This is a genomic window from Microbacterium sp. CFSPD4_SD4 (genome assembly GCF_057364585.1).
Genome location: NZ_JBNFOC010000002.1, coordinates 122,950 through 145,507, shown reverse-complemented (window position 1 = coordinate 145,507; position 22,558 = coordinate 122,950). Strand labels below are relative to the sequence as shown.

The window sequence follows — 22,558 nt, the reverse complement described above, 5'->3', positions numbered from 1 at the left end:
GGGCCGGTTTGATAATGGTTCTCATTAGCGTTTAGAGTGGGATGCATGAAGAAGCCCGCCCTCGCCCTCACGCTCGCCTCCGTCGCCGCCCTCTCCCTGGCCGGATGCTCGTCGACCTCCGGCGCGGCGGAGGACGACGGCGCGGTGACGGTCGTCGCCAGCACCAACGTCTACGGCGACATCGCCGCGCAGGTCGGCGGAGACCGGGTCGACGTCACCTCGATCATCGACTCGGTCACCCAGGACCCGCACTCCTACGAGGCGAGCGCTCGCGACCGCCTCACGCTGCAGAAGGCCGACCTCGTGGTGGAGAACGGCGGCGGCTACGATGCGTTCATCGACAGCCTCCTGCAGGATGCGCAGGACCCGCACGTCGTCACCGCGGTGGAGTTCTCGCACGACTACCCGGGCAACGAGGGTCACGACGATCACGCCGACCACGAGGCCGCGACCGAGGAGCCGCACGATCACGAGCACGCCGAGGGCGAGGACGAGCACGCCGGCCACGACCACATCGAGGGCTTCAACGAGCACGTCTGGTTCGACCCGCACACGATGATCCACGTCGTCGAGGCGATCGCCGACGAGCTCACCGAGATCGACCCCGACGGCGCCGACACGTTCCGCACGAACGCGGACGAGCTCGTCGCGGAGCTGGAGGGCTTCGAGGGCGACCTCGAGGCGATCAAGGCGGACGCCGCCGGTGCGACGGTGTTCATGACCGAGCCGTTGCCCGGATACCTGGCCACGGCCGCCGGGCTCACCGACGTCACCCCCGAGGGCTTCGCGGAGTCGGTGGAGGAGGGCAGCGATGTCGCGCCCGCCGTGCTGCTCGAGGCGCTGCAGGTCGTCGGGTCCGGCGATGTGACCGCCGTGCTCACCAACGCCCAGACCGGCGGCGCGGAGACGGAGCGCGTGGAGAAGGCCGCGGAGGACGCCGGGGTGCCCGTGGTCGCGTTCACGGAGCTGCTCGAGGACGGATCGTCGTACTCTGAGTGGATGAGTGACGCGATCCAGAGCCTCGCCGCCGCCGTCCAGTCGTGAGCGGAGCCCGTTCACAGGCTCAGCGACCCGCGAGGGAGACCGGTCCGGTCCTCGAGATCGCCGACGGCGCCCTGCAGCGGGGCGACCGCGAGCTCTGGTCAGGACTCGACCTCACGGTGCAGCCCGGCGAGTTCATCGCGGTGCTCGGTCCGTCGGGCTCCGGGAAGACGACGCTCCTGCGCAGCATCCTGGGACTCCAGCCCCTGTCCCGCGGCAGCATCCGCGTGGCCGGCGAGCCCGTGCACCGCGGCAACGCCCGCATCGGGTACATCCCGCAGCAGCGTGCGCTCGCGCCCGACACGAGCATGCGGGCCCGTGACCTCGTCGCCCTCGGCGTGCAGGGCAGCCGCTTCGGCTTTCCGGTCCCGCACCGCGGCGACCGGGCGAAGGTCGACGCGCTGCTGGCCGCGGTCGGGGCGACCTCCTACGCGGACCGCCGCGTGGGCCTGCTCTCCGGCGGGGAGCAGCAGCGCCTCCGGGTCGGACAGGCGCTGGCCGACGAGCCCGCGCTGCTGCTCTGCGACGAGCCGCTGTCGAACCTCGACCTCGCCAACCAGGTCGCCGTCACCGACATCATCGACCGCCAGCGTCGGGAGCGCGGGGCCGCGGTGCTCTTCGTCACGCACGACGTCAACCCGATCCTGAACCGCGTCGACCGCATCCTCTACATCGCCGGGGGCCGGTTCCTCCTCGGGACCCCGGAGGAGGTGCTGCAGACCCGCGTGCTGACGGATCTCTACGGCACCCCGGTGTTCGTGCTCCGGGCCGGCGACCGCCTCGTCGTGGTCGGCGTCCCCGATGCGGAGCCGCACCACGACCACGAGCACGGGGGCGCCGCATGACCGCCGCGTCCGCCCTCGTCCCGATGGTCGGCTGGGACGACATCTTCTCCTTCCAGGACTACGGCGAGCTCGTCGCCCTGCTCTCGAACTCGATCATCGCGGGTGCCGTGCTCGGCCTCGTCGGCGGCCTCATCGGGGTCTTCGTCATGCAGCGCGATCTCGCCTTCGCGGTGCACGGGGTGAGCGAGCTCTCCTTCGCGGGAGCGGCGGCGGCGCTGCTGTTCGGCGGCAGCGTCGTGCTCGGCTCCCTCGGCGGAGCCCTCGTGGCGGCGATCCTCATCGGGGTCCTCGGCGCCAAGGCCAGGGACCGCAACTCGATCGTGGGCGTGCTCATGCCGTTCGGGCTCGGTCTCGGCATCCTGTTCCTGTCGCTGTACGACGGCCGGAGCGCCAACCGGTTCAGCCTCCTGACGGGGCAGATCGTGTCGGTCTCGAGCCCCGACCTCGGCTGGCTCATCGGCATCAGCCTCGTGGTGCTGCTCGGCCTGCTCGTGATGTGGAATCCGCTGCGTTTCGACTCGCTCGACCCGGAGTCGGCGGCCGCCCGCGGGGTGCCCACCCGCACCGTGAGCCTGCTGTTCATGGTGCTGCTGGGGCTCATCGTCGCGGTGAGCGTGCACATCATCGGCGCGCTGCTGGTGATGGCGCTGCTGGTGACACCGGCGGCCGCCGCCATGCGAATCACGGCGGGCCCTGTCGCGGTGCCGGTGCTGGCGGCTGTGTTCGGGTTCGTGTCGGCCGTCGGCGGGATCCTCCTCGCGCTCGCCGGAACCCTCCCGGTGAGCCCCTACATCACGACCCTGTCCTTCACGATCTACGTCGTGTGCTGGATCGTGCAGCGCGTCCGTTCCCGGGTCACCCGCGTCTGACCCTGCTTCACGTCGCGCACCTGGCTCCATTTCGGCCGGAGATGCCGCCAATCGGGCGATTCGAAGCGGGGAAGGCCGCTCCCAGCCCTCGCCAACCGTCCCGGCCTAGAATCGATGGCATGGCTCAGCGGAACACCTGGCAGCGCGAACGTGTGCGCGAAGCGCTCGCCGACGCGCGCGGTTTCGTGAGCGCGCAGAGCCTGCACGCGACGCTCCGCGACGACAACACCGGGATCGGCCTCGCCACCGTCTACCGCGCTCTCGCCGGGCTCGCGGCCGCCGGCGACGCCGACTCGCTGCAGAGCCCCGAAGGAGAGGCGCTCTACCGGGCGTGCACCACCCAGGGCCACCACCACCACCTCATCTGCCGATCCTGCGGCCTCACGGTCGAGATCGAGGCGAAGGACGTGGAGCAGTGGGCGCATCGCACCGCCGCCCTGCACGGCTTCACCGAGGCCGCCCACGTCGTCGACATCTTCGGGCTCTGCACCCCCTGCGCCAACAAGCGCGACGCCGAGAGGGCTGCGACAGCGTGACCGCCCCGGCACGAACGGCCACCCGTCCGGGCCACACGCACCGTCGAGCGCCCTCGCCGCGCTCGACGTGGATCGCCGTCGGCATCGGTGTCGTGATCATCGCGGCCCTGTTCCTCATCGACGCCTTCCTCCCCACCCTCTTCCCGGCCTCGCTGCCCACCCGAGCGCAGGACGGCCTGACGCTCGCCCTCAGTGTGCTCATCGAGGCGCTGCCGTTCGTGGTGCTCGGCGTGCTCCTGTCGATCGTCGTGCAGGTCTGGCTCCCGGCGGACGTCATCCACCGCTGGCTCCCGCGCCGCGCCTGGGCCCGTCGCGCGGTGCTCTCCCTGCTCGGCATGCTCATCCCGGTCTGCGAGTGCGGCAACGTCCCGTTCGCCCGCGGGCTCATGATGCGCGGCCTCGCCCCCGCGGAGGCGCTGACCTTCCTCATCGCGGCGCCGATCGTCAATCCGATCGTGATCCTCACGACGCACGCCGCCTTCGGGTGGGACGGCGGCATCCTCGTCGCCCGCCTCGTCGGCGGCTACCTCATCGCGAACCTGATCGGCTGGATCTACAGCCGCCACCCCTCGCCGGAGTCGCTGCTCACCCAGCGCTTCGTCGATACGTGCGAGCGCGTCACGCACGAACCGGGAACCCCGGTGCGCCGCAGCCTCACGCAGTTCCTCGTGGAGCTGCGGGCCGTGATGCCGGCGCTCGTGATCGGCTCCGCGCTCGCCGGGGCCGTCCAGGTGCTCATCCCGCGCGACGTCCTGCTCACGATCGGCGCCAACCCCGTGCTGTCGATCGTCGCGATGATGCTGCTCGCGATCGTCGTGGCGATCTGCTCCAACGTCGACGCCTTCTTCGCGCTGTCGTTCGCGTCGACCTTCTCCTCGGGTGCGCTCGTGGCGTTCCTCCTGGTCGGCCCGCTCGTCGACATCAAGATGCTCGCGCTGATGCGCACGACCTTCACCACCCGCACGCTCGTGGGCATCACCGCTGTCGTGCTGGCATCGGCCTTCGCGATCGGGATCGGGGTGAACGTCCTTGCCTGAGCTCTCCGCCCGCTCCCGCGCCCTCGCCACCCGGTGGCTGGGGATCGGCCTGGCATCCGTCGTCGCGGTCGTCACCCTCGGCCTCGCGGTGACCGACCGTCTCAGCCTCTACATCAGCCCGGAGTCGGTGTGGTTCGCGTGCGCGGCCGCCGTCGTGACGCTCGCCGGGGCGATCTGGTCGTGCGCGCTGCCGCTGGGGGCCGAGGAGGACCACGGACACGACCACGGTCCCGCGGCCTCGCGCTCCGACGAGCCGGCGGCGTCCGTGGACGACGAAGCCGACCGCCCGTCCGGGCTGTCGCGCCGGCGTCTCGCGGGCGTCGGTGCGCTGGCCGGCGGCGTGGTCGCGACCGGGGTCGTCGTCTCCGCGCTCGTCCTCCCGCCCGCCTCGCTCTCGGTGGAGCTCGCGATGTCCCGCGCCGGCGAGGAGACCGCGCTGTTCGCCGGGGCCGACACCGTCGCCCTCGGGGTCGCGGACACCTCGACCTTCGGTGTGGGCGACTGGGCGAGCGTCTTCGCCGCCGCGACGAACACCGCGGCCTACGACGGGGCCGACGTCACGCTGCAGGGCTTCGTCACGCCCGGTGAGGGAGACGGCGTCAACCTCACCCGTCTCGTCATCACGCACTGCGTCATCGACGCCCAGACCGCCGCCTTGCCGGTGAGCGTCGACGCCGACGCCTACAAGACCGGACAATGGGTCGAGATCACGGGGAAGGTCCGCGCCGACGACGACGGTTCCCTGCACATCGAGCCGACCGATGTGGTGGCGATCGACGAGCCGAAGGACCCGTATGAGTACTGACGACGAGCGGCCGGAGCCGCCCGCCGTCCCGCGGACCCGCGCCGAGCTGCGCGCCGCCCGGGAAGCGGAGGAGCGCGCCGCGGAGGAGCAGACCGCGGCCGAGCGCGCCGCCGTCGAGCAGGCCGAGGCGGAGCAGGTCGCCGAGGAGCGTGCGGCCGTGGAGCGCATGGCGGCGGAGGTCGCGGCCGAGCAGGCAGCCGTCGACCGGGAAGCCGCGGAGCGTGCTGCGGCGGAGCGTGCCGCGGAGCGCGAAGCCGCGGAGCAGGCGGCAGAGGAGTCGGCCGCTGGCATCCCCGCGATCCCGCAGGCACCCGAACCGGTGTTCACCCCCGCGGGCCCGACGTCCACCTCCCGAGCAGACGGTGCCCCGGACGACGCGGCGGAGCCGGGCTGGACGCCCACGACCGACCTCCCCGCCGACGATGAGGCGCCGCGGAGCGCCCCGTGGTCCCGCCGCCGGTTCCTCGTCACGATCGGCGCCGTCGTCGGAGTGCTCGTACTCGTCGGCACGGGGCTCGGAATCGTGAGCCTCCTCCAGGGCCCGCGGGTCACCGACGTGCAGGTCGACGCCGCGCAGGCCATCGAATCGTCCGGAAGCCGCGTCATCCTCACCGCGAACCAGCCCCTCTCCGCCATCGACCCCGAGCAGGTCACCGTCGAGCCCTCCGTGCCTTTCACGGTCGATGCCGCCGGCCGCGGGGTGGGCGTGCGTTTCACCGTGCCCCTCGACGACGACACGACCTACACGGTCACCGTCGCCGGGGTGACCGGCGCCGGGGGCGGCCCCGCCGCGGACCTCACGACGTCCTTCGAGACCCCGCCGTCGTCGATCTTCCTGCTGCGGCGTGACCCCGACGGCGACGACATCATCTTCCGCACCGATCTGAGCGGGGAGAACGCGCAGCCGGTGTTCTCCCACCCGCGCATCGACGACTTCCGGGCCACGTCCACGCAGCTCGTGGCCGCCGTCGAGGACGACGACCAGTCGCGGCTGCTCGTGATGGACAGGGACGGCTCTGATCAGCGCGAACTCCCGCTGCCCGGCGAGGGCTACGTGGGCGCGATCCAGGTGTCCGAGCGCGGCAACCTCGTCGGCTACAGCTACTCCGATCGCGAGCTCAGCGACACCGAGGGGCGCGCGAGCGTGCTCGTCACCCAGTCGCTGAGCGGCGACGACGAGCCCCGCATCATCGAGGTCGGCGACGAGGAGGTGAGCGTCTTCGTGTGGCAGTTCGTGCCCGACAGCGCCGCCGTGCTGTTCATCGACTTCGACGGGGCGCTCTCGCTCGTCGATCAGTCGGCCGACACCGGCGTGCAGTCCCTCGGGCTCGCGACGACCATCCAGGGCATCTCCCGCGGCACGTACACCGCCATCGTCGAGCGGTTGGACGGGTCGGTCGTCGAGCTCGACCTCGCGGACGGCTCCGAGGAGCCGCTGGCCCCCTCCGAGCCGGACTACGGCAGCGCCACCTCCATCACCCCGTTCCCCGGAGGGACCCTGCGACACGTCGTCGCCCGGGACGAGGGCGGTCTCCCGGTGGGCCAGGCCGTGATCCGCGTCGACGACTCCGGTGCGGCCACCCCGCTCGTGGAGGTGAGTGCCGCCGATTCGATCCTCCAGGCCTGCGCGTCGCCGAGCGGCCAGTACGCCGCCGTCGTGATCGCCCCCGACATGGCCGACAACGCCTATGACGGGATGCTGCTGCCCCTCCCCGAGGAGCTCGAGACGCACCTGATCGACATGAAGTCAGGGGATGAGCTCGTGGCGCTGACCGGCTTCGACGCGTCCTGGTGCCAGACGGCGCCGCGGTTCTGACGTGACGGAGCCGGAGGCCCTGCGCCGCGCCACCCGTGAGGACGTGATGCGTTCCGCCGTGGACGTCGCGCCGACGCTGCTCGGCGCGGAGCTGCGGACCGTCGTCATCGAGGGCGGCCTCCCCGTCGAGGTGCGCGTGCGCATCACCGAGGTCGAGGCGTATCACGGGCAGGGCACGGGGGCGGTGGCCGACCCCGGGTCGCACGCCCGCATGGGGCGCACGGCCCGGAACGCCACGATGTGGGGCGAGCCCGGGCATCTGTACGTGTACCTGAGTCACGGCATCCACTCCTGCGTCAATGTGGCCTGTGGTCCCGAGGGGCAGGGTGACGGCGTCCTGCTGCGTGCCGGGGAGATCGTGTCCGGCGTGGAGGCGGCGGCCCGACGACGACGGGCGGTCCCGCCGCTCGGCCGCACCGCTCTCCGTGACCTCGCGCGCGGACCAGGGCGGCTCGGACAGGCCGCGGGCCTGCGGCACTCCCTGCACGACGGCATCGACGCCATCACGGGCGACGAGCAGAACGGCGCCAGGGCGGAGCTGTGGCTCGGCCTTCCCGTGGTCGACGTGGCTCAGGGTCCGCGGGTGGGCGTGGCGGGTGTCGCCGGGACGGACGCGTTCCCCTGGCGCTTCTGGATCCCCGGCGACCCCACGGTCTCCCCGTTCCGCTGGGGGCGGGGTGCCGCCGACGCTTCGAATCGCGCGAATGGCGGCTTTTCGGCCTGAGATGGGGCCATTCAGGCGATTCGAACGGCCGACCGAAGCCGTGCTAGACTGACTCTTCGTCTGCGCACGCTCCTGTGCGCAGTTCGTGTGCTCCCCCTTCTTCCGCCGAGAGATCGGCATGCGGGGCGGCGTGCAGACAAGGGATCTTGGGTGAGGCCGTCCGGTCTCACGGTAATGAAGGAGTCATCATCATGGCAGCAGTGTGCCAGGTGACCGGAGCTGTTCCCGGCTTCGGTCACAACGTCTCGCACTCGCACCGCCGGACGAAGCGTCGCTTCGACCCGAACGTGCAGAAGAAGACCTATTTCGTGCCCTCGCTCGGTCGTAAGATCACGCTCAACGTGTCCGCCAAGGGCATCAAGGTGATCGACGCGCGCGGCATCGAGAACGTCGTCAAGGACCTCCAGGCGAAGGGTGTGAAGCTCTAATGGCCAAGAAGGCTCAGGACGTCCGTCCGATCATCAAGCTGCGTTCGACGGCGGGTACGGGTTACACGTACGTGACCAAGAAGAACCGCCGCAACACCCCCGACCGCCTCGTTCTCAAGAAGTACGACCCGGTCATCCGTCAGCACGTCGAATTCCGAGAGGAGCGTTGATCCATGGCTAAGAAGAGCAAGATCGCGCGCAACGAGCAGCGCAAGGTCATCGTCGAGCGCTACGCCGAGCGTCGTGCCGAGCTGAAGAAGACCCTGGTCGACCCGAACGCCACCGACGAGGCCCGCGAGGCCGCCCGCGTCGGCCTGCAGAAGCTGCCGCGCAACGCGTCGCCGGCTCGCGTGCGTTCGCGCGACGTCATCGACGGCCGCCCCCGTGGTGTCCTCACGAAGTTCGGCATCTCGCGTGTCCGCTTCCGTGACATGGCGCACCGTGGCGAGCTGCCCGGCGTGACCAAGTCGAGCTGGTAAGCACCAGCGAAGAAGGGCGAGGATCTCGGATCCTCGCCCTTTTTGCATGCCCGGCGGCGCAGGCGATCGCGCGGGATCAGGCGCGTACGCGGGGGAGCGCCTGTTGTCGCGTGGGGGCCTGGACCGGCGAGAGGGCGACCGAAAACCTGTGACGCGAGTGGCCAATGTGACGCGACACGCCGGGAAATCGGTCGAAACCCGCGAAATGACGCGGAAATCCGGGTGGCCGTTGGTACATTCGAGGCGGTCACACGACCAACGGGGAGCACCCGCTCCTCGCACCCACACACGATGCGACGGTCCTTCGTCGCTGGAGGATGACATGGCTGACAAGTCCATCACCAAGACCGAGCTCGTCGCGAGCATCGCTTCCGCCACCGGCCAGAGCCAGGCCACCGTCTCCGGTGTCCTCGACTCGCTGTTCGCCACGGTCTCCGACGCTGTCGCCAAGGGCAGCAAGGTCTCCATCCCGGGCTGGATCTCGTTCGAGCAGGTCGACACGGCCGCCCGCACGGGCCGCAACCCGCAGACCGGCGCCGAGATCAAGATCCCGGCCGGCAAGCGCGTCAAGGTGACCGCCGGTTCCAAGCTCAAGGCTGCCGTCAAGTAAGACCGCACCCTTTCGAAGGCCGCCCCCGCTCCGGGGGCGGCCTTCGTGCATCCTCCCTGCTGCGCGCGCCTAGGCTGGAGGGGTGAGTTCCCGCACCGAGACGCCGCGCTCGACGTCGGCGTACCGTCTCGCCGGCATCGTCATCCTCCTCGCCGCCGCCGGCGTCGCCCTCGTCTGGGCGCTGCTCGTCGGGGGAGGGGCGAACCCGCCGCTGCTGCAGGACCCCGGACCCGTGGTGCTGTGGGGCACACCGCTCGCGAAGCTCGTCATGAACCTCGCCGGTGCGCTCATGCTCGGATCGCTCGTGCTGGCCCTGTTCGGACTGCGAGCGGGAGAGCGCACGTTCGACACGGCCCTGAACATCGCCTCGGTCGGCGCCGCCGTCTTCACCGTCTCCGCGGGTCTCGCCGGCTTCTTCTCCTTCATGGCGGCCTTCAACCCGCAGCTCAGCATCGAGCGCGAGTTCGGCTCGCAGCTCGGGCGCTTCCTGCTGGAGCTCCCGCTGGGGCAGTCGTGGTTGATCACGACCATCCTCGGTGCGGTCATCACGGTGCTCGCGTTCGCCTGGCGCACCTGGACGCCCACGCTGCTCACCGCCCTGCTGGCCGCGGTGTCGTTCCTGCCGCTCGCCACGCAGGGACACGCCGGCGACCTCGACGGACACAACATGGCCGTCAACTCCATCCTCCTGCACACGATCGGCGCGGCCGTGTGGCTGGGCGGACTGCTCCTCCTCGTGCTCCTCCGCGGGCAGCAGGGCCTCGATCTGCGCACGCTCGTCGGCCGGTACTCCTCCCTCGCGATCGCGGCCTTCGCGGTCGTCGCCGTCTCCGGCTTCACCCGCTCCATCGTCGCCGTCGGGAGCTGGGAGGCCGTGTGGACCACCCCCTACGGACTCATCGTCGTCGTCAAGGCCGCTCTGCTCGTCGGGATGGGGCTGCTCGGCGCCTGGTACCGCACGCGTCTGATCCCGAAGCTGAGCGGGGACCGCGCGTCCCGGTGGTTCTGGGCGCTCGTCCTCGGTGAGGTGGCGCTGATGGGACTCGCCTCCGGCGCCGCGGCCGCGCTCGCGCGCACGCCCCCGCCCACCGGCGAGGTCGCGGCGTTCGCGCAGACCCCGGCGCAGATCCTCACCGGATCGCTGCTGCCGCCCGAGCTCACCCTGGAGCGCTGGTTCACGGCGTGGGACATCGACGTGCTGTGGCTCGTCGCGGCGGGTTTCGGACTCTTCTTCTATCTCGCGGGCGTGCGCCGGCTCCGGCTCCGCGGCGACCGCTGGCCGATCCACCGCACCGTCTTCTGGGTGCTCGGCCTGCTGCTGCTGGTGTGGGTCACGGGTGGCCCCATCAACGCCTACCAGGAGTACCTCTTCAGCGTGCACATGCTCGGGCACATGATGCTCTCGATGGCGATCCCGCTGCTGCTGGTCTCCGGGGCGCCGATCACCCTCGCCCTGCGCGCCATCCACAAGCGCGACGACGGCACGCGCGGCGGCAGGGAGTGGATCATGTGGGCCGTGCACTCGCCGTTCGCGCGGGTCGTCACGCACCCCATCGTGGCGGCGGCGATCTTCATCCTGTCGCTCTGGGCGTTCTACTTCACCGACCTCGTGCGCTGGTCGATGTACGAGCACCTCGGGCACGAGTGGATGGTCATCCACTTCCTGATCTCGGGCTACCTGTTCGTGATGAGCCTGATCGGCGCCGACCCCGTGCCGTACCGCCTGCCGTACCCCGGCCGGCTCATCACCCTCATCGCGGTGATGGCGATGCACGCGTTCTTCGGCATGGCGATCATGATGCAGGAAGGGCTGATGGTCGCGGACTGGTTCGGCGCGATGGGCCGCGACTGGGGCGCCGACCCGATGACCGACCAGTACGTGGGCGGCGGCATCGCGTGGTCGATCGGGGAGATCCCCACGCTCATCCTCGCCATCACGGTCGCGATCCAGTGGAGCCGGAGCGACACCAAGCTCCAGCGCCGTCGCGATCGGCATGCCGACCGCACGGGCGACGCCGAGCTGGAGGAGTACAACGCCCGGCTGGCCGACCTCGCGGCCCGCGACCAGCGCGCCGCGGAGCGTCAGCGCCGCTGACGCGACGGCCTCACTGCCCGAGGTCGTCCGGCGACCCGACGCGGATCGAGGCGGAGCCGTCGGGGAGGATGGCGATCGATCCGTTCACGCGGAACGGCACGTCTTCGGAGACCGGCTCGACGGAGCCGTCGAACAGCGACTGGATCTCGACCTCGACGTGCGCCACGGCGGTCGTGGGCGGGATCTGCCAGTGGCCGTCGTCGGAGGGCGCGACCATGATCTCGGGCTGCTGGGCGATCGACCACTTCGGGGGCGACGCGATCCGGTTCTCGACGCGGAGCCCGAACGGGCAGGCCGTGGGCTGGAGCACCTCCTGCGTGGTGCAGCCGGTGAGGAACTCCTCGACGCGCTCCTGGACGACCTCGACGAACTCCTCCGTCGGCTCCGACTGCACGTCCAACGGGGTCACGGCGAGCGGCTTGTCGGCGAGGACGCCGTGGCCGGACGACTCCGAGATCGCGGTGTCCACGGTGACGGAGTAGACACCGGGGGTGAAGACCAGCAGGGGCAGCGGCTCGAGCGGAGCGGCGGCGGCGCCGGCGGCGGAGACCTGGCGACGGTCGACCTCGAAGCCGTTCACGGCGAAGCTGTCGGAGCCGCGCACGGTGAGCTCGACCACCGCCAGGGGGCTCGTCGTGAAGCGCCAGTTCGGGGTGACCCCCGCCCAGCCGTCCTGCGTGACGTGGAAGGTGGTCGTCCCGGAATGGCCGCCCGCCCGGTAGCTGACCGTGACCGCGGTGTCGTCGCCGGAGGTCTCCTCCGACTCGACCTCGATGTCGGTGAGCGGGCCGAGGGCGGAGCGGCGCAGCATCGCCTCGGATGCGGCGGGGTCGATCCCGGCCTCGTCGAGGGTCTCACGATCGATCGCGACGCCGGGGACCCGGAGGGCGTCGGCCGCGCGCCCCTCGGCGAGCAGATCGAGATAGCGGACCACGAAGGCCGACGGACCGTAGAACTGCCGGTAGAGGGTCGCACCCCCGGCGCCGATCGCGGCCAGCAGGAGGACGCCGATGAGCCCGAGGATCGCCAGGTCGGCGCCCAGGCGCGACCGCCGGGGCGCGCGCGTCCCGGCCCGCTCCATGCCGGTCAGTCTAGGAGGGCGTCCTGAGGGGACGCCGAGCGTCGGCGAGCCCCCACCGGACGGGGCACGTACCATGGGGGAGCGTCCCGTGTCCGACCCGCCAGCCCTGTGAGAACCGTGTCCCTTCCCGCCCTGTCCGAGGAGCAGCAGGAGTTGTTCCGGCTCATCGAGGACACCAGGGAGCACGTCTTCATCACGGGACGCGCGGGCACCGGCAAGTCCACGCTGCTGCAGCACTTCGCCTGGAACACGAAGAAGCAGATCGCGATCTGCGCCCCCACCGGCGTCGCGGCCCTGAACGTCGAGGGGCAGACGATCCACTCTCTCTTCCGGCTGCCGATCGGGCTGATCGGGGACGGGGACATCGACCAGAACGATGCGACCCGCCGCATCCTCAACGCGATCGAGACCCTCGTCATCGACGAGATCTCCATGGTCAACGCCGACCTCATGGACGCCATCGACCGCTCCCTTCGGCAGGCCAGGGGCCGACGGGGCGAGCCCTTCGGCGGCGTGCAGATCGTCATGTTCGGCGACCCGTACCAGCTCGCTCCGGTCCCTCCGCGCGGGGACGAGGCACGGTACGTCAAGGATCACTACCGGTCGTTCTGGTTCTTCGACGCGAAGGTGTGGGCGGGCCCTTCGACAGGCCTAGGGACCCACTCTTCGACAGGCCCTTCAGCAGGCTCAGGGACCCAGGGGTCCCAGGGGGCACTGTTCGAGGTGGACACCCGCGCGGAGCTGCACGTGCGGGAGCTCGTGCAGATCCACCGCCAGTCCGACGACGGGTTCAAGTCCATGCTCAACGCGGTTCGCTATGGACGGGTGACGGCGGAGATCGCCGGGATCCTCAACGCTCAGGGCGCGCGCACCCCTCCGGACCCCGAGCCGGGCGAGGTGCCGATGATCACCCTCGCCACCCGCAACGACATCGTCAACAACATCAACAGCCGGCATCTCGCCGCGCTTCCGGGCAAGGAGCAGACGGCACGCGCGGAGGTCAACGGCGACTTCGGCCGCGGCGAGGCGTCCCTTCCGGCCGAGTCCGAGCTGAAGCTCAAGGTGGGTGCGCAGGTGATGTTCCTGCGCAACGACACCGCGATGACCGGAGAGCCGCCGCGGTGGGTGAACGGCACCATCGGCACGGTGACCCGCATCCTCGGCGGGACAGTCCGGGTGGAGATCGACGGCGAGGAGGTGGACGTCGAGCCGGCCGTGTGGGAACGGTTCCGGTACGCCTACGACCCGAACACGAAGAAGCTCTCCCGCGACGTCGTGGCTGAGTTCACGCAGTTCCCACTGCGGCTCGCGTGGGCCGTGACGATCCACAAGTCGCAGGGCAAGACCTACGACCGCGCCGTGATCGACCTGGGCTCCGGGGCGTTCGCGCCGGGGCAGACCTACGTCGCGTTGAGCCGCCTCACATCGCTGGACGGCTTGTACCTCTCGCGTCCGCTGCGGCCGAGCGACATCCGCGTGGACGAGGATGTGCGGCGGTTCATGCGCGATGCGTGGCTCGCTGCCTCGACGCCCGAGCTGCCGCGGACCTGACGGCGACCGCCGGATCAGGCGGCGGCGCGGGCGCGGTCGAGGTCTTCAAAGAGCTCGGTGTTGAAGCGGTACGCGAGGAGTACCTCGTCGATGACGCGCTCGCGCTCGGCCTCGTCCCACGGGGCGGCGTCGAGCTGCTCGCGATAGACGTCCTTGAAGGCGGAGGGGTCGGCGATGTCGTCGAAGAGGTAGAAGCCGATGCCGTTCGTCTCGAAGCCGAAGCGCCGCGCCATCACCCGACCGATGAAGATGCCGCCGGAGAGGTCGCCGAGGTAGCGGGTGTAGTGGTGCGCGACGAAGCCGCCCGCCCAGGTCGCGCCGACCTGACGGATGCGGTCCACATAGCGCTGCGTGGTGGGCAGTGGGGCGATCCGCTCGCGCCAGTCGGGCCCGAGGAGGAAGGCGAGATCGGCCTCGAGAGCAGGGAGGCGCGTGAGCTTGTCGCTGAGGAACACGGAGGCCACCGGGTCCTGGCGCATGCGCTCGCCGGCGCCTTCGAGCGCGTCGTAGATGAAGTAGTGCTGGGCGACCAGCGCGATGTAGTCCTCGCGCGACCCCTCGCCCTTGAGGAGATCGGACATGAAACCCGCCGTCTCGCTGCGGGAGTGCGAACCGGAGGAGCGCTCGCGGAGGGCGGCGGAGAAGGACAGGATCTCGGGCATGGCTTCAGTGTAAGGGCAGCCTAACCTTGGAGGGAAGCCCGGGGCGCCGCCGGCGGTCAGTCGTGAGGTCGGGGCTCCACGCCGAGGCGGGCGCAGGCGTCGTCGTACAGCGCCACGATCTCCCGGCGGACCTCCCGGCGCTCGGTGATGGGACCGCCCGGCCACGGCACCCGGAGCTCCGACGCCGCGCCGCCACGCGAGACCTCCCACACTCCGGCCTCCCCGTCGAAGCCCGTCATCACGGCGCCGTCGACGTCGTCCACGGGCGGTGCGGAGAAGGCGCGGGCGATGAGCAGGTTGTCGTCGGTGTGGTCATCGTTCATGTGGCGGAGGACGGCGGCGATCACGTCGGCAGTGAAGTCATGGGGCACAGGGACACCCTACGATGCCGCGCGGGGCCGACTTTCAGCATCCGCGTTCTAGACTCAGGAGACACGTCTTCGGGGGTTCCCACACATGCAGCTTCTCTCGTCGCGCCGGTGGCGCGCCGCAGCGGCCACGGCGGCCGTTCTCGGTCTCGTCCTCACCGGATGCTCCTCCGAGGGCTCCTTCAGCTATACGCCGCCCGCGCAGGTCGACGCCACGCTTCCCGACGACACGGTCGCGGCGCTGCAGGGCGCGGTCGACAACGCGCTCGCGGCCTCCGGGGCCAGCGGGGCGATCGTCGGGGTCTGGGTGCCGTGGAGCGGCACCTGGGTCGCGGCCACGGGCACGCAGGACAAGGCGGAGGGTGGCGAGCTCTCGACCGATATGTCCTTCCGCATCGCGGACATCACGCGACTGATGACCTGCGACGTCCTCTACGCGCTCGCGGATGAGGGCACCGTCGAGCTCGACGCGACGGTGCCGGAGTACGTCTCGGGCGTCGCCGACATGTCCGACGTCACCCTCGTCGACCTGTGCAACGGCACCAGTGGCGCCGGCTCGTCCGAGGCGACGGTCAAGAGCGCGTGGCTGAACACCCCGGAGCGGGTCTGGGCGCCCCTCGAACTCGCGGGTTACGGTCTCGGCCGCGCGCGCATCGCTCCGCAGACCACGTTCCGCGACTCCGACGCCGGTTACCTTCTCCTCGGCCTCGCGTTGGAACGTGCTTCGGGCATGAGTGCGCGCGAACTGATCGCCGAGTACGTCACCGAGCCGCTGGAGCTCGCCGACACCTCGCTGCCGTCGCCCGCCGCGGCGCCGCCGTCGGAGGGGTCGTCGCTCAGCGGGCACTACATGGGAGCGGTCGAGGGCGGTTTCAACTGCGCAGCGCCTGTCGATATCACGACGATGTCCTCCAGCACCGGGTTCACCGACTCGGGAGTGGTGTCGACGATCACCGACCTCGGCCGGTATATGCAGGCCGAGGCCAAGCAGGTGCTGCGCACCAAGGACGAGCCGGACCGCTTCGGGGCGCCGCTGCCGGCATACGACAAGGCGCCGTCGTGGTACCAGGCGACCGGTGGCGCCTACATCGTCGGCTCCATGATCGGTCAGCATGGCTGGACTCCCGGCTATGCGACGGCGGCGTACTCCGACCCGACGACCGGCTTCACCGTGGCCGTCGTGCTGAACGATTCCACCGGCGGTGCACGCTTCGCCCAGCAGCTCTCCTGGGAGCTGGCGGCGATCGCTTCCAAGGCTCCGGCGGCATCCGGCGAGACGGCCCCGGAGTTCGGTCTGCCCTACACGGCCGAGCAGTATCACAAGGCCAACACGGACGCCGCGCTCGTGTGCGTCCCTCCGGCCGGCTGAGCGGAGACCGGACGAGCAGGAGGGCCGCATGGCGATCGTGGACAATGCCGTCTACGTCGACGGCGTGCGCGCCGAAGATCCCGAAAGCCTGAACGACACGTTCGAGCGGATCCGGGAGCGACAGGGCATGGGGTGGATCGGCCTCTACCGGCCGAGCGCCGAGGAGGTCAGGGCCGTGGCCGACGAGTTCGGCATCCACGAGCTTGTCGTGGAGGATGCGCTCTCCGGGCATCAGCGCGCCAAGCTGGAGCGGTACGGCGACATCCTGTTCATGGTCCTCCGGCCCGCCCGCTACCTCGACGAGCGCGAGGAGGTCGAGTTCGGTGAAGTGCACGTGCTGGTCGGGCCGGACTTCGTCGTGACGATCCGTCATGCGGAGTCGCCCGACCTCGGCCGCGTGCGGCGGCGGCTCGAGGCCGACCCGGCGCTGCTCGCCCATGGTCCCGAGGCGGTGCTCTACGCGATCCTCGACGAGGTGGTCGACGAGTACTCCCCGGTCCTGGCCGGTCTCGAGAACGACATCGACGAGACCGAGGGTCAGCTCTTCGAGGAGGACGCCGACGCGACCCAGCGGATCTACGACCTCGGCCGCGAGGTGATCGACTTCCAACGGGCGACCCAGCCGCTGGCCGGCATGCTGGAGGCGTTGCTGCGCGGCTCCGAGAAGTACCGCGTGAGCGAGGAGCTCCAACGGTACCTGCGCGACGTGCTCGACCACACGCTGCGCGTGAGCGACAAGGCGGCCACCTTCCGCTCCGTGCTCGACAACGCCCTCACGGTCGAGTCGACCATCGTTGCGCGGCGGCAGAACGACGAGATGCGCCGGATGACGGAGCTGAGCATCCGCCAGAACGACGAGGTGAAGAAGATCTCCGGCTGGGCGGCGATCCTGTTCGCCCCGACGCTCGTCGGCACGGTCTACGGCATGAACTTCGACCACATGCCCGAGCTGCACTGGGTGTTCGGGTACCCGATGGCGGTGCTGCTCATGGTCGCGATGGGGGTCGGGCTCTACGCGGCCTTCAAACGCAAGGGCTGGCTGTAAGCCGGTCCGCAGCGGGATCCGGGTCGCGGCCGTCGCGACGGGCGGTGAGGTCGGGCATGGGATGATCGCACCATGGAACTCGTGGCGGGAATCGACTCCTCGACGCAGTCCTGCAAGGTCGTCATCGTCGATGCGGTCTCCGGCCGGGTGATCCGGGAGGGTCGCGCTCCCCACCCGCCGGGGACCGAGGTCGATCCCGAGGAGTGGTGGCGTGCTCTGCAGGCGGCGATCGCAGTCGCAGGCGGCTTCGACGACGTGGAGGCCTGGGCGATCAGCGGTCAGCAGCACGGAATGGTCGCGCTGGACGCACAGGGCCGGGTCGTCCGGCCTGCTTTGCTGTGGAATGACCTGCGCTCGGCCGACGCCGCCGCCGCGCTCATCGCCGAGCACGGTGCCGCGGTTCTCGCCGCGCGTACGGGACTCGTGCCCGTGCCCTCCTTCACGCTCACCAAGGTGCGCTGGCTGCGGGAGCACGAGCCCGCGAACGCGCGCCGGGTGGCCTCGGTGGCGCTCCCGCACGACTGGCTCACGTGGCGCCTGCGCGGCTTCGGACCGGAGAGCGAGCGCGGCGCCGTGCTGGAAGAGCTCGTCACCGATCGCTCGGAGGCGTCCGGCACCGGGTATTGGACCGATGCCGGGTACGACCGCGAACTGTTCTGCGCGGCGCTCGGACAGGATGCGATCCTGCCGCGGGTGCTCGCGCACGACGCAGCCGTCGACGACGCCCGGGGGCGCCCGGTCGGTCCCGGGTCCGGGGACAACGCCGGCGCGGCGCTCGGTCTGGGCGCGGGCGTCGGCGACGTGGTGCTCTCGCTCGGCACGAGCGGCACCGTCTTCGCCACGAGTGCGCACCGCACGGTCGATCCCACCGGAACCGTGGCGGGCTTCGCGGATGCGGCCGGCGGCCATCTGCCCCTCGTCGCCACGGTGAACGCCGCCCGGGTGCTCGACGCGGTCGCGGCCCTTCTCGGCGTCGACCACGATGGGCTCGGCCGACTCGCCCTCGCCGCGGAGCCCGGCGCGGGCGGACTGGTGCTCGAACCGTACTTCGAGGGAGAGCGCACGCCGAACCTCCCGGATGCGACCGGGACGCTCTTCGGCATGACACTCGGGTCGACGACGCGGGAGAACCTCGCCCGCGCGGCGTTCGAAGGGGTGCTCGGCGGTCTGCGCTACGGCCTCGACGCCATCCGGGACCTCCGGGTGCCGGCGGAGCGCGGGATCCTCATCGGCGGCGGTGCGCGGTCGGCGGCGGTGCGGGCGATCGCGCCGCTGATCCTCGACATCCCGATCGACGCGCCGCCGCCCGGCGAGTACGTGGCGTGGGGCATGGCCCGTCAGGCGGCGCGGACGCTGGGGCGGGATCTGCCTCCGGCCGCCTGACCGCGATCAGGCGAGGACGTCGGCCCAGGCCGCGGTCCGGTCGCCGACGAGATCGGTGCCGACGACGACCCAGTCCGCCCCCGCCGCGGCGAGGGCTGCGGCGTCGGCCCGGCGCACGCCGCCGTCGACGCCGATGCGACGCGACGGCGAGGATTCCCGCAGGGCGGTGATCTTGGCGAGGACGGCGCGGTCGAAGGCACTGCCGGCCTGACCCGGCACGATCGACATGCAGAGCACCGCCATGTCCGCCGGCACGCTCGTCGCCGGCGTCTGCGGTGACACTGCCAGGCCGGGCGTGCCGCCGCGCCGCGCGATGCGATCGACGGCGGCCTCCCAGTCGTCGCTCTCGACGTGCACGATCACGAGGTCGCAGAAATCGGTCCACGGGTCGACCTCCACCGCCGAACGCCGCGCCATGACGTGTGCCTCCGCCGTCAGACCGGTCTCAGCGGCGAGGGTCGCCGCCTCCTCGGGGCGAAAGCCGCCTGCCGCGGCGAACCGTCCGTCGGTCGTGTCCCAGTGCAGGCGGCGCAGTCCGGCCGCCCGCAGCCGCTCGGCGGTCGCCCGTCGTTCGGTCGCCGGCACCGACCACAGCGACCCGGCGACCTGGATCACGCCTCCTCCGCGAGCACGGCCTGGGCGAGCGCGTGATCGGTGAACAGCTCGGTTATGAGGCCTACCCGGGAGACCGTGCGGATCGCGTCGGCTTTGGCGGCGCCGCCCGCCACCGCGACGACGCGGGGCACCTTCTGCAGCTCGGCGTAGGAGATGTTCACGCAGCGGTCCTGGAACTCCTCGTCGACCGGGGTGCCGTCGCTGCCGATGAGGATCCCTGCGATATCGGCCACGCATCCCTTCTTCAGGGCATTCGCCAGATCGTCGATGGGGAGCACGTCCCGCACCTGCGACACGGGCGGGTCCCACGCGCCGACCGAGAGCAGGGCTGTCGTGACGGAGGGGAACAGGTCCATCGCGGAGCGGATGTCGGGGTGATTGCGCAGGCTCGCCGCGGTCTCGCGATCCCCGACGATGAGCGGCGAGAAGATCGGGTAGACCGCGCCGCCCGCGCGCCGCGAGGTCTGTCGGACGACCTCGATGGGGGAGGAGGCGAGATCGCCGGCGACCACGCCGGTGAGCTGCACGATCGACAGGCGCGGCAGATGGGCGAACTGGCTCGCGGTGGCCGTGAGCGTGCGCCCCCAGGTGACGCCCAGCACCTCGTCCTCATGGAGGGTGTCGCTGAGAGCGCGAGCCGCGGCAGCGCCGATCTGGCGGCGGACGTCGTCGTCGTCGCCATGGGAACGGACGACGAGGCAGTTCTCGAGGCCGAGCTTGTCCTGCAGGCGCTGACTGAGCTCGACGTCCGGCAGGCCCCAGTCGTGGATCTCGATCGTGACCACGCCCTCCTCCTTGGCGCGAGCGAGCAGCCGGGCCACCTTGAAGCGGGAGATACCGAGGGCATCGGAGATCTCGACCCGGGATCGATCCTCCAGATAGTGCGCCCTGGCCACCGACGCCATCAGTGCGCGCTCGTGTTCCAGGCCCTTCGGCACATCGCTCGTTTGAGCGCTGAAATCACGAAATTGTGACATATGTGATTCTGCCTTCCTCCGGCTCCGACCGCTTTCCTATGCTCAAACGTACATCCAAGCATCACAGATGAGCGAAGTGAATCTTCACGCGCGATCAAAGGAGACGTGTTGACGGTCAATGACGACATCCTGGCGGTGGCGCGCGAGCGCTTGCGGGCCGAGGCCGATGCCGTGACGGCGCTCATCGACACGCTCGACGACACCCTCGTGACCGCCGCGTCGCTGATCCTCGCCGGTACGGGCAAGCTCTTCGTCGGCGGCTCGGGGACGTCCGGCACCGTGGCCCGTCGCATGGCGCACATCCTGTCCGTCACCGGCACTCCCGCACTGCCGTTCTCCCCGATGGACGGCCTTCACGGCGCGTCTGGAGCGATCACGGCCGACGACATCGTCCTGCTCATCTCGAACGGCGGGGCCTCCGACGAGGTCGTGCAGCTCGCCCGCATCACCCGCGGTCGCGGTGCCCGTGTCATCGCGCTCACCCGGAGCCACACGACCCCGCTGGCACAGCTCGCCGACCACAGCGTGGCCGTCGCGGTGTCGCCCTCCGCCGACATCGGCGGCATCGTGGCCACCGGCATCACCATCGCTCAGTCCGCCTGGGGCGACGCGCTCGCCGAGGTGCTCATGCGCGGCCGCGGGTACACGTGGGCGGAGTTCATGACCACGCACCCCGCCGGTGCGGTCGGTCGCCTCGAGGACCTGCCGTCGGACCCGGCGCGCATCGTCATCCCCGCTCCCGGCGGAGGTGCGCGATGATCGACGTCGTCGCCGGAGTCGACAGCTCGACGCAGTCCTGCACCGTCGAGCTCAGGGACGCCACGACCGGAGCCCTCATCGGCACCGGTCGGGCGCCGCACCCGATCACCCACCCGCCCGTGAGCGCGCAGGACCCCCAGGCGTGGTGGGAGGCGCTCGTCCTCGCCATGGCCGAGGCGCGGGCCGACCACGACGTCCGCATCGTCGGCGTCGGCGTCGGGGCGCAGTGCCACGGGCTCGTCGTCTCCGGCGCCGACGGAGGCGTGCTGCGCCCTGCGCGCCTGTGGAACGACACGACCTCCGCCGGTCAGGCGGCCGCGCTGGTCCAGGCCCGCCCCGCGGCGTGGTGGGCCGAGCAGATCGGCGTCGTGCCGTCGGCGGCGCTCACCCTGCCCAAGCTCGTCCAGCTCGCCGAGACGGATGCCGAGACGTGGGGCCGTACCCGCCACCTCGCCGTGCCGCACGACTGGCTGACCTTCCGCCTCACCGGCCGTCACGTCACGGACCGCTCCGATGCGTCGGGCACCGGCTACTACGCGGCCGCCGCAGGGCAGTGGCGCACCGACATCCTGGACGAGTTCGTAGGACCCCGCGACTGGGCGGCCCTGCTGCCCGAGGTCCTGGGACCCGACGAGGCCGCCGGACGCATCCTCCCCGAGGCCGCCGCGGCGCTGGGCATCGATCCTGCGGCCGTCGTCAGCGCGGGCGGAGGCGACCAGCACCTCGCGGCGCAGGGCATCGGTCTCGGCACCGGCGACATCGCCTACAGCCTCGGCACCTCCGGCGTGGTGTTCGCCACCACGCCCGACCCGGTCGTCGACCCCCGCGGAGCCGTCGACGGCGTGGCCAACGTCACCGGCGGGTACCTGCCGCTCGTCTGCACGCTCAACGCCACCAAGGTCACCGACACGATGGCGCGGCTGCTCGCCGTCGACCACGCGACGCTGACGGCCCTCGCCCTCGACGCGCCGCTCGCCCCCGACCGTCCTGTGCTCGCCGCCTACCTCGACGGGGAGCGCTCGCCGCGGCTCCCCGCCGCGCGGGGCATGCTCGCCGGACTCACCACCGCGACGAGCCGCGAGCAGCTCGCCCTCGCCGCCTTCGAGGGCGTCGTGCTCGGCCTGGTCCGCGGGGAGCGGGCCCTCGCCGACCTCGGCATCCCGGTGACGGGGAACACCATCGCCATCGGTGGCGGCGCGCGGTCGCTCGCCTACCGGCAGGTGATCGCCGACCTCACGGGTCGCCCGGTGCACACCGTCGACGCGCCCGAGGGCACCGCGCGCGGCGCCGCCGTGCAGGCCGCGGCCGTGTGGCGCGGGACCACGGTCGCCGCCGTGACCGCGGAGTGGCGGCCGGAGATCACCTCCGTCACCGCCCCCGCCGCCGATCGCACCGACATCGCGGACCGCTACCTCGAGCTCGCCGAGCTCCAGGCCGACGGCCGACGGTTCTAGGCGGACGCA

At 71.1% G+C, this 22,558-nt stretch carries 24 protein-coding genes; 19 read left to right on the top strand and 5 right to left on the bottom strand.

Features of this window, described 5'->3' with window-relative positions; all coding sequences use genetic code 11:
• Positions 1-45 precede the first annotated feature (45 nt).
• The 13 genes from AC2W7E_RS04690 (at position 46) to AC2W7E_RS04630 (ending at position 11,285) form a co-directional block, all read left to right on the top strand.
• A complete protein-coding gene (locus AC2W7E_RS04690; protein WP_126894409.1) occupies positions 46-1,044 on the top strand; it encodes a metal ABC transporter substrate-binding protein in 999 nt (332 codons plus the stop codon).
• Positions 1,041-1,886: a metal ABC transporter ATP-binding protein gene (locus tag AC2W7E_RS04685; RefSeq protein ID WP_378868476.1), complete on the top strand. Its 846-nt coding sequence runs from the start codon at positions 1,041-1,043 to the stop codon at positions 1,884-1,886. The genes AC2W7E_RS04690 and AC2W7E_RS04685 overlap by 4 nt, the downstream gene beginning before the upstream one ends.
• Positions 1,883-2,755: a metal ABC transporter permease gene (locus AC2W7E_RS04680; RefSeq protein WP_370670668.1), complete on the top strand. Its 873-nt coding sequence runs from the start codon at positions 1,883-1,885 to the stop codon at positions 2,753-2,755. The genes AC2W7E_RS04685 and AC2W7E_RS04680 overlap by 4 nt, the downstream gene beginning before the upstream one ends.
• Before the next feature lie 119 nt (positions 2,756-2,874).
• On the top strand, positions 2,875-3,291 hold the full coding sequence (locus tag AC2W7E_RS04675) for a Fur family transcriptional regulator (RefSeq protein ID WP_025102734.1): 417 nt from the start codon (positions 2,875-2,877) through the stop codon (positions 3,289-3,291).
• Positions 3,288-4,328 (top strand): permease, encoded by a 1,041-nt coding sequence (locus tag AC2W7E_RS04670; RefSeq protein WP_085605183.1) that lies wholly within the window; start codon positions 3,288-3,290, stop codon positions 4,326-4,328. Before AC2W7E_RS04675 ends, AC2W7E_RS04670 begins: the two co-directional genes overlap by 4 nt.
• Positions 4,321-5,133: a TIGR03943 family putative permease subunit gene (locus tag AC2W7E_RS04665; protein ID WP_062765693.1), complete on the top strand. Its 813-nt coding sequence runs from the start codon at positions 4,321-4,323 to the stop codon at positions 5,131-5,133. The genes AC2W7E_RS04670 and AC2W7E_RS04665 overlap by 8 nt, the downstream gene beginning before the upstream one ends.
• Entirely contained in the window at positions 5,123-6,949 is a 1,827-nt protein-coding gene (locus AC2W7E_RS04660; RefSeq protein ID WP_378868468.1) for a TolB-like translocation protein, read from the top strand. Before AC2W7E_RS04665 ends, AC2W7E_RS04660 begins: the two co-directional genes overlap by 11 nt.
• A 1-nt stretch (position 6,950) precedes the next feature.
• Complete coding sequence (locus AC2W7E_RS04655; RefSeq protein WP_303709291.1) at positions 6,951-7,673, top strand: DNA-3-methyladenine glycosylase; 723 nt, start codon at positions 6,951-6,953, stop codon at positions 7,671-7,673.
• Positions 7,674-7,864: 191 nt separating this feature from the next.
• Complete coding sequence (rpmB, locus tag AC2W7E_RS04650; RefSeq protein WP_025102729.1) at positions 7,865-8,101, top strand: 50S ribosomal protein L28; 237 nt, start codon at positions 7,865-7,867, stop codon at positions 8,099-8,101.
• Positions 8,101-8,271: a 50S ribosomal protein L33 gene (gene rpmG / locus AC2W7E_RS04645; protein WP_017203558.1), complete on the top strand. Its 171-nt coding sequence runs from the start codon at positions 8,101-8,103 to the stop codon at positions 8,269-8,271. The genes rpmB and rpmG overlap by 1 nt, the downstream gene beginning before the upstream one ends.
• Before the next feature lie 3 nt (positions 8,272-8,274).
• Entirely contained in the window at positions 8,275-8,580 is a 306-nt protein-coding gene (gene rpsN / locus AC2W7E_RS04640) for a 30S ribosomal protein S14 (protein ID WP_017829734.1), read from the top strand.
• A 322-nt stretch (positions 8,581-8,902) separates the two neighbouring features.
• Positions 8,903-9,190 carry an HU family DNA-binding protein gene (locus AC2W7E_RS04635; protein ID WP_017203554.1) on the top strand — a complete coding sequence of 96 codons (288 nt, stop codon included), beginning with the start codon at positions 8,903-8,905 and terminating at the stop codon, positions 9,188-9,190.
• 82 nt (positions 9,191-9,272) lie between these two features.
• Positions 9,273-11,285, top strand: a complete 2,013-nt coding sequence (locus AC2W7E_RS04630) for a bifunctional copper resistance protein CopD/cytochrome c oxidase assembly protein (protein WP_378868464.1) — start codon at positions 9,273-9,275, stop codon at positions 11,283-11,285.
• 10 nt (positions 11,286-11,295) lie between these two features.
• Here AC2W7E_RS04630 and AC2W7E_RS04625 read toward each other — a convergent pair whose 3' ends face one another.
• Entirely contained in the window at positions 11,296-12,366 is a 1,071-nt protein-coding gene (locus AC2W7E_RS04625; protein WP_025102727.1) for a hypothetical protein, read from the bottom strand.
• A 117-nt stretch (positions 12,367-12,483) separates the two neighbouring features.
• Between AC2W7E_RS04625 and AC2W7E_RS04620 the strand changes: the two genes are divergently transcribed.
• On the top strand, positions 12,484-13,917 hold the full coding sequence (locus tag AC2W7E_RS04620; protein WP_485988648.1) for an ATP-dependent DNA helicase: 1,434 nt from the start codon (positions 12,484-12,486) through the stop codon (positions 13,915-13,917).
• A 14-nt stretch (positions 13,918-13,931) separates the two neighbouring features.
• Here the strand turns inward: AC2W7E_RS04620 and AC2W7E_RS04615 are convergent, their stop codons facing one another.
• Both AC2W7E_RS04615 and AC2W7E_RS04610 read right to left on the bottom strand, forming a co-directional pair.
• On the bottom strand, positions 13,932-14,579 hold the full coding sequence (locus tag AC2W7E_RS04615) for a biliverdin-producing heme oxygenase (RefSeq protein ID WP_315105426.1): 648 nt from the start codon (positions 14,577-14,579) through the stop codon (positions 13,932-13,934).
• Between the two features lie 56 nt (positions 14,580-14,635).
• Positions 14,636-14,950 carry a DUF2470 domain-containing protein gene (locus AC2W7E_RS04610; protein WP_249521208.1) on the bottom strand — a complete coding sequence of 105 codons (315 nt, stop codon included), beginning with the start codon at positions 14,948-14,950 and terminating at the stop codon, positions 14,636-14,638.
• A gap of 85 nt (positions 14,951-15,035) precedes the next feature.
• Between AC2W7E_RS04610 and AC2W7E_RS04605 the strand changes: the two genes are divergently transcribed.
• The 3 genes from AC2W7E_RS04605 to AC2W7E_RS04595 all read left to right on the top strand — a co-directional run bounded on the left by AC2W7E_RS04605 (position 15,036) and on the right by AC2W7E_RS04595 (position 18,744).
• Positions 15,036-16,316: a serine hydrolase domain-containing protein gene (locus AC2W7E_RS04605; protein ID WP_485988647.1), complete on the top strand. Its 1,281-nt coding sequence runs from the start codon at positions 15,036-15,038 to the stop codon at positions 16,314-16,316.
• Positions 16,317-16,344: 28 nt separating this feature from the next.
• Positions 16,345-17,361 carry a magnesium/cobalt transporter CorA gene (gene corA / locus AC2W7E_RS04600; RefSeq protein ID WP_485988646.1) on the top strand — a complete coding sequence of 339 codons (1,017 nt, stop codon included), beginning with the start codon at positions 16,345-16,347 and terminating at the stop codon, positions 17,359-17,361.
• Between the two features lie 72 nt (positions 17,362-17,433).
• Positions 17,434-18,744, top strand: coding sequence for a xylulokinase (locus AC2W7E_RS04595; RefSeq protein WP_485988645.1), 1,311 nt, complete (start codon positions 17,434-17,436; stop codon positions 18,742-18,744).
• Between the two features lie 6 nt (positions 18,745-18,750).
• Here AC2W7E_RS04595 and AC2W7E_RS04590 read toward each other — a convergent pair whose 3' ends face one another.
• On the bottom strand, positions 18,751-19,359 hold the full coding sequence (locus AC2W7E_RS04590) for a beta/alpha barrel domain-containing protein (RefSeq protein WP_485988644.1): 609 nt from the start codon (positions 19,357-19,359) through the stop codon (positions 18,751-18,753).
• Positions 19,356-20,297 carry a sugar-binding transcriptional regulator gene (locus AC2W7E_RS04585; RefSeq protein ID WP_485988643.1) on the bottom strand — a complete coding sequence of 314 codons (942 nt, stop codon included), beginning with the start codon at positions 20,295-20,297 and terminating at the stop codon, positions 19,356-19,358. Before AC2W7E_RS04585 ends, AC2W7E_RS04590 begins: the two co-directional genes overlap by 4 nt.
• Before the next feature lie 144 nt (positions 20,298-20,441).
• On the opposite strand from AC2W7E_RS04585, the gene AC2W7E_RS04580 reads away from it, so the two are divergent.
• Together AC2W7E_RS04580 and AC2W7E_RS04575 are read left to right on the top strand one after the other, a co-directional pair.
• A complete protein-coding gene (locus tag AC2W7E_RS04580; RefSeq protein WP_485988642.1) occupies positions 20,442-21,095 on the top strand; it encodes an SIS domain-containing protein in 654 nt (217 codons plus the stop codon).
• Positions 21,092-22,549, top strand: coding sequence for an FGGY family carbohydrate kinase (locus AC2W7E_RS04575; RefSeq protein ID WP_062765661.1), 1,458 nt, complete (start codon positions 21,092-21,094; stop codon positions 22,547-22,549). Before AC2W7E_RS04580 ends, AC2W7E_RS04575 begins: the two co-directional genes overlap by 4 nt.
• The last annotated feature ends 9 nt before the right edge of the window (positions 22,550-22,558 follow it).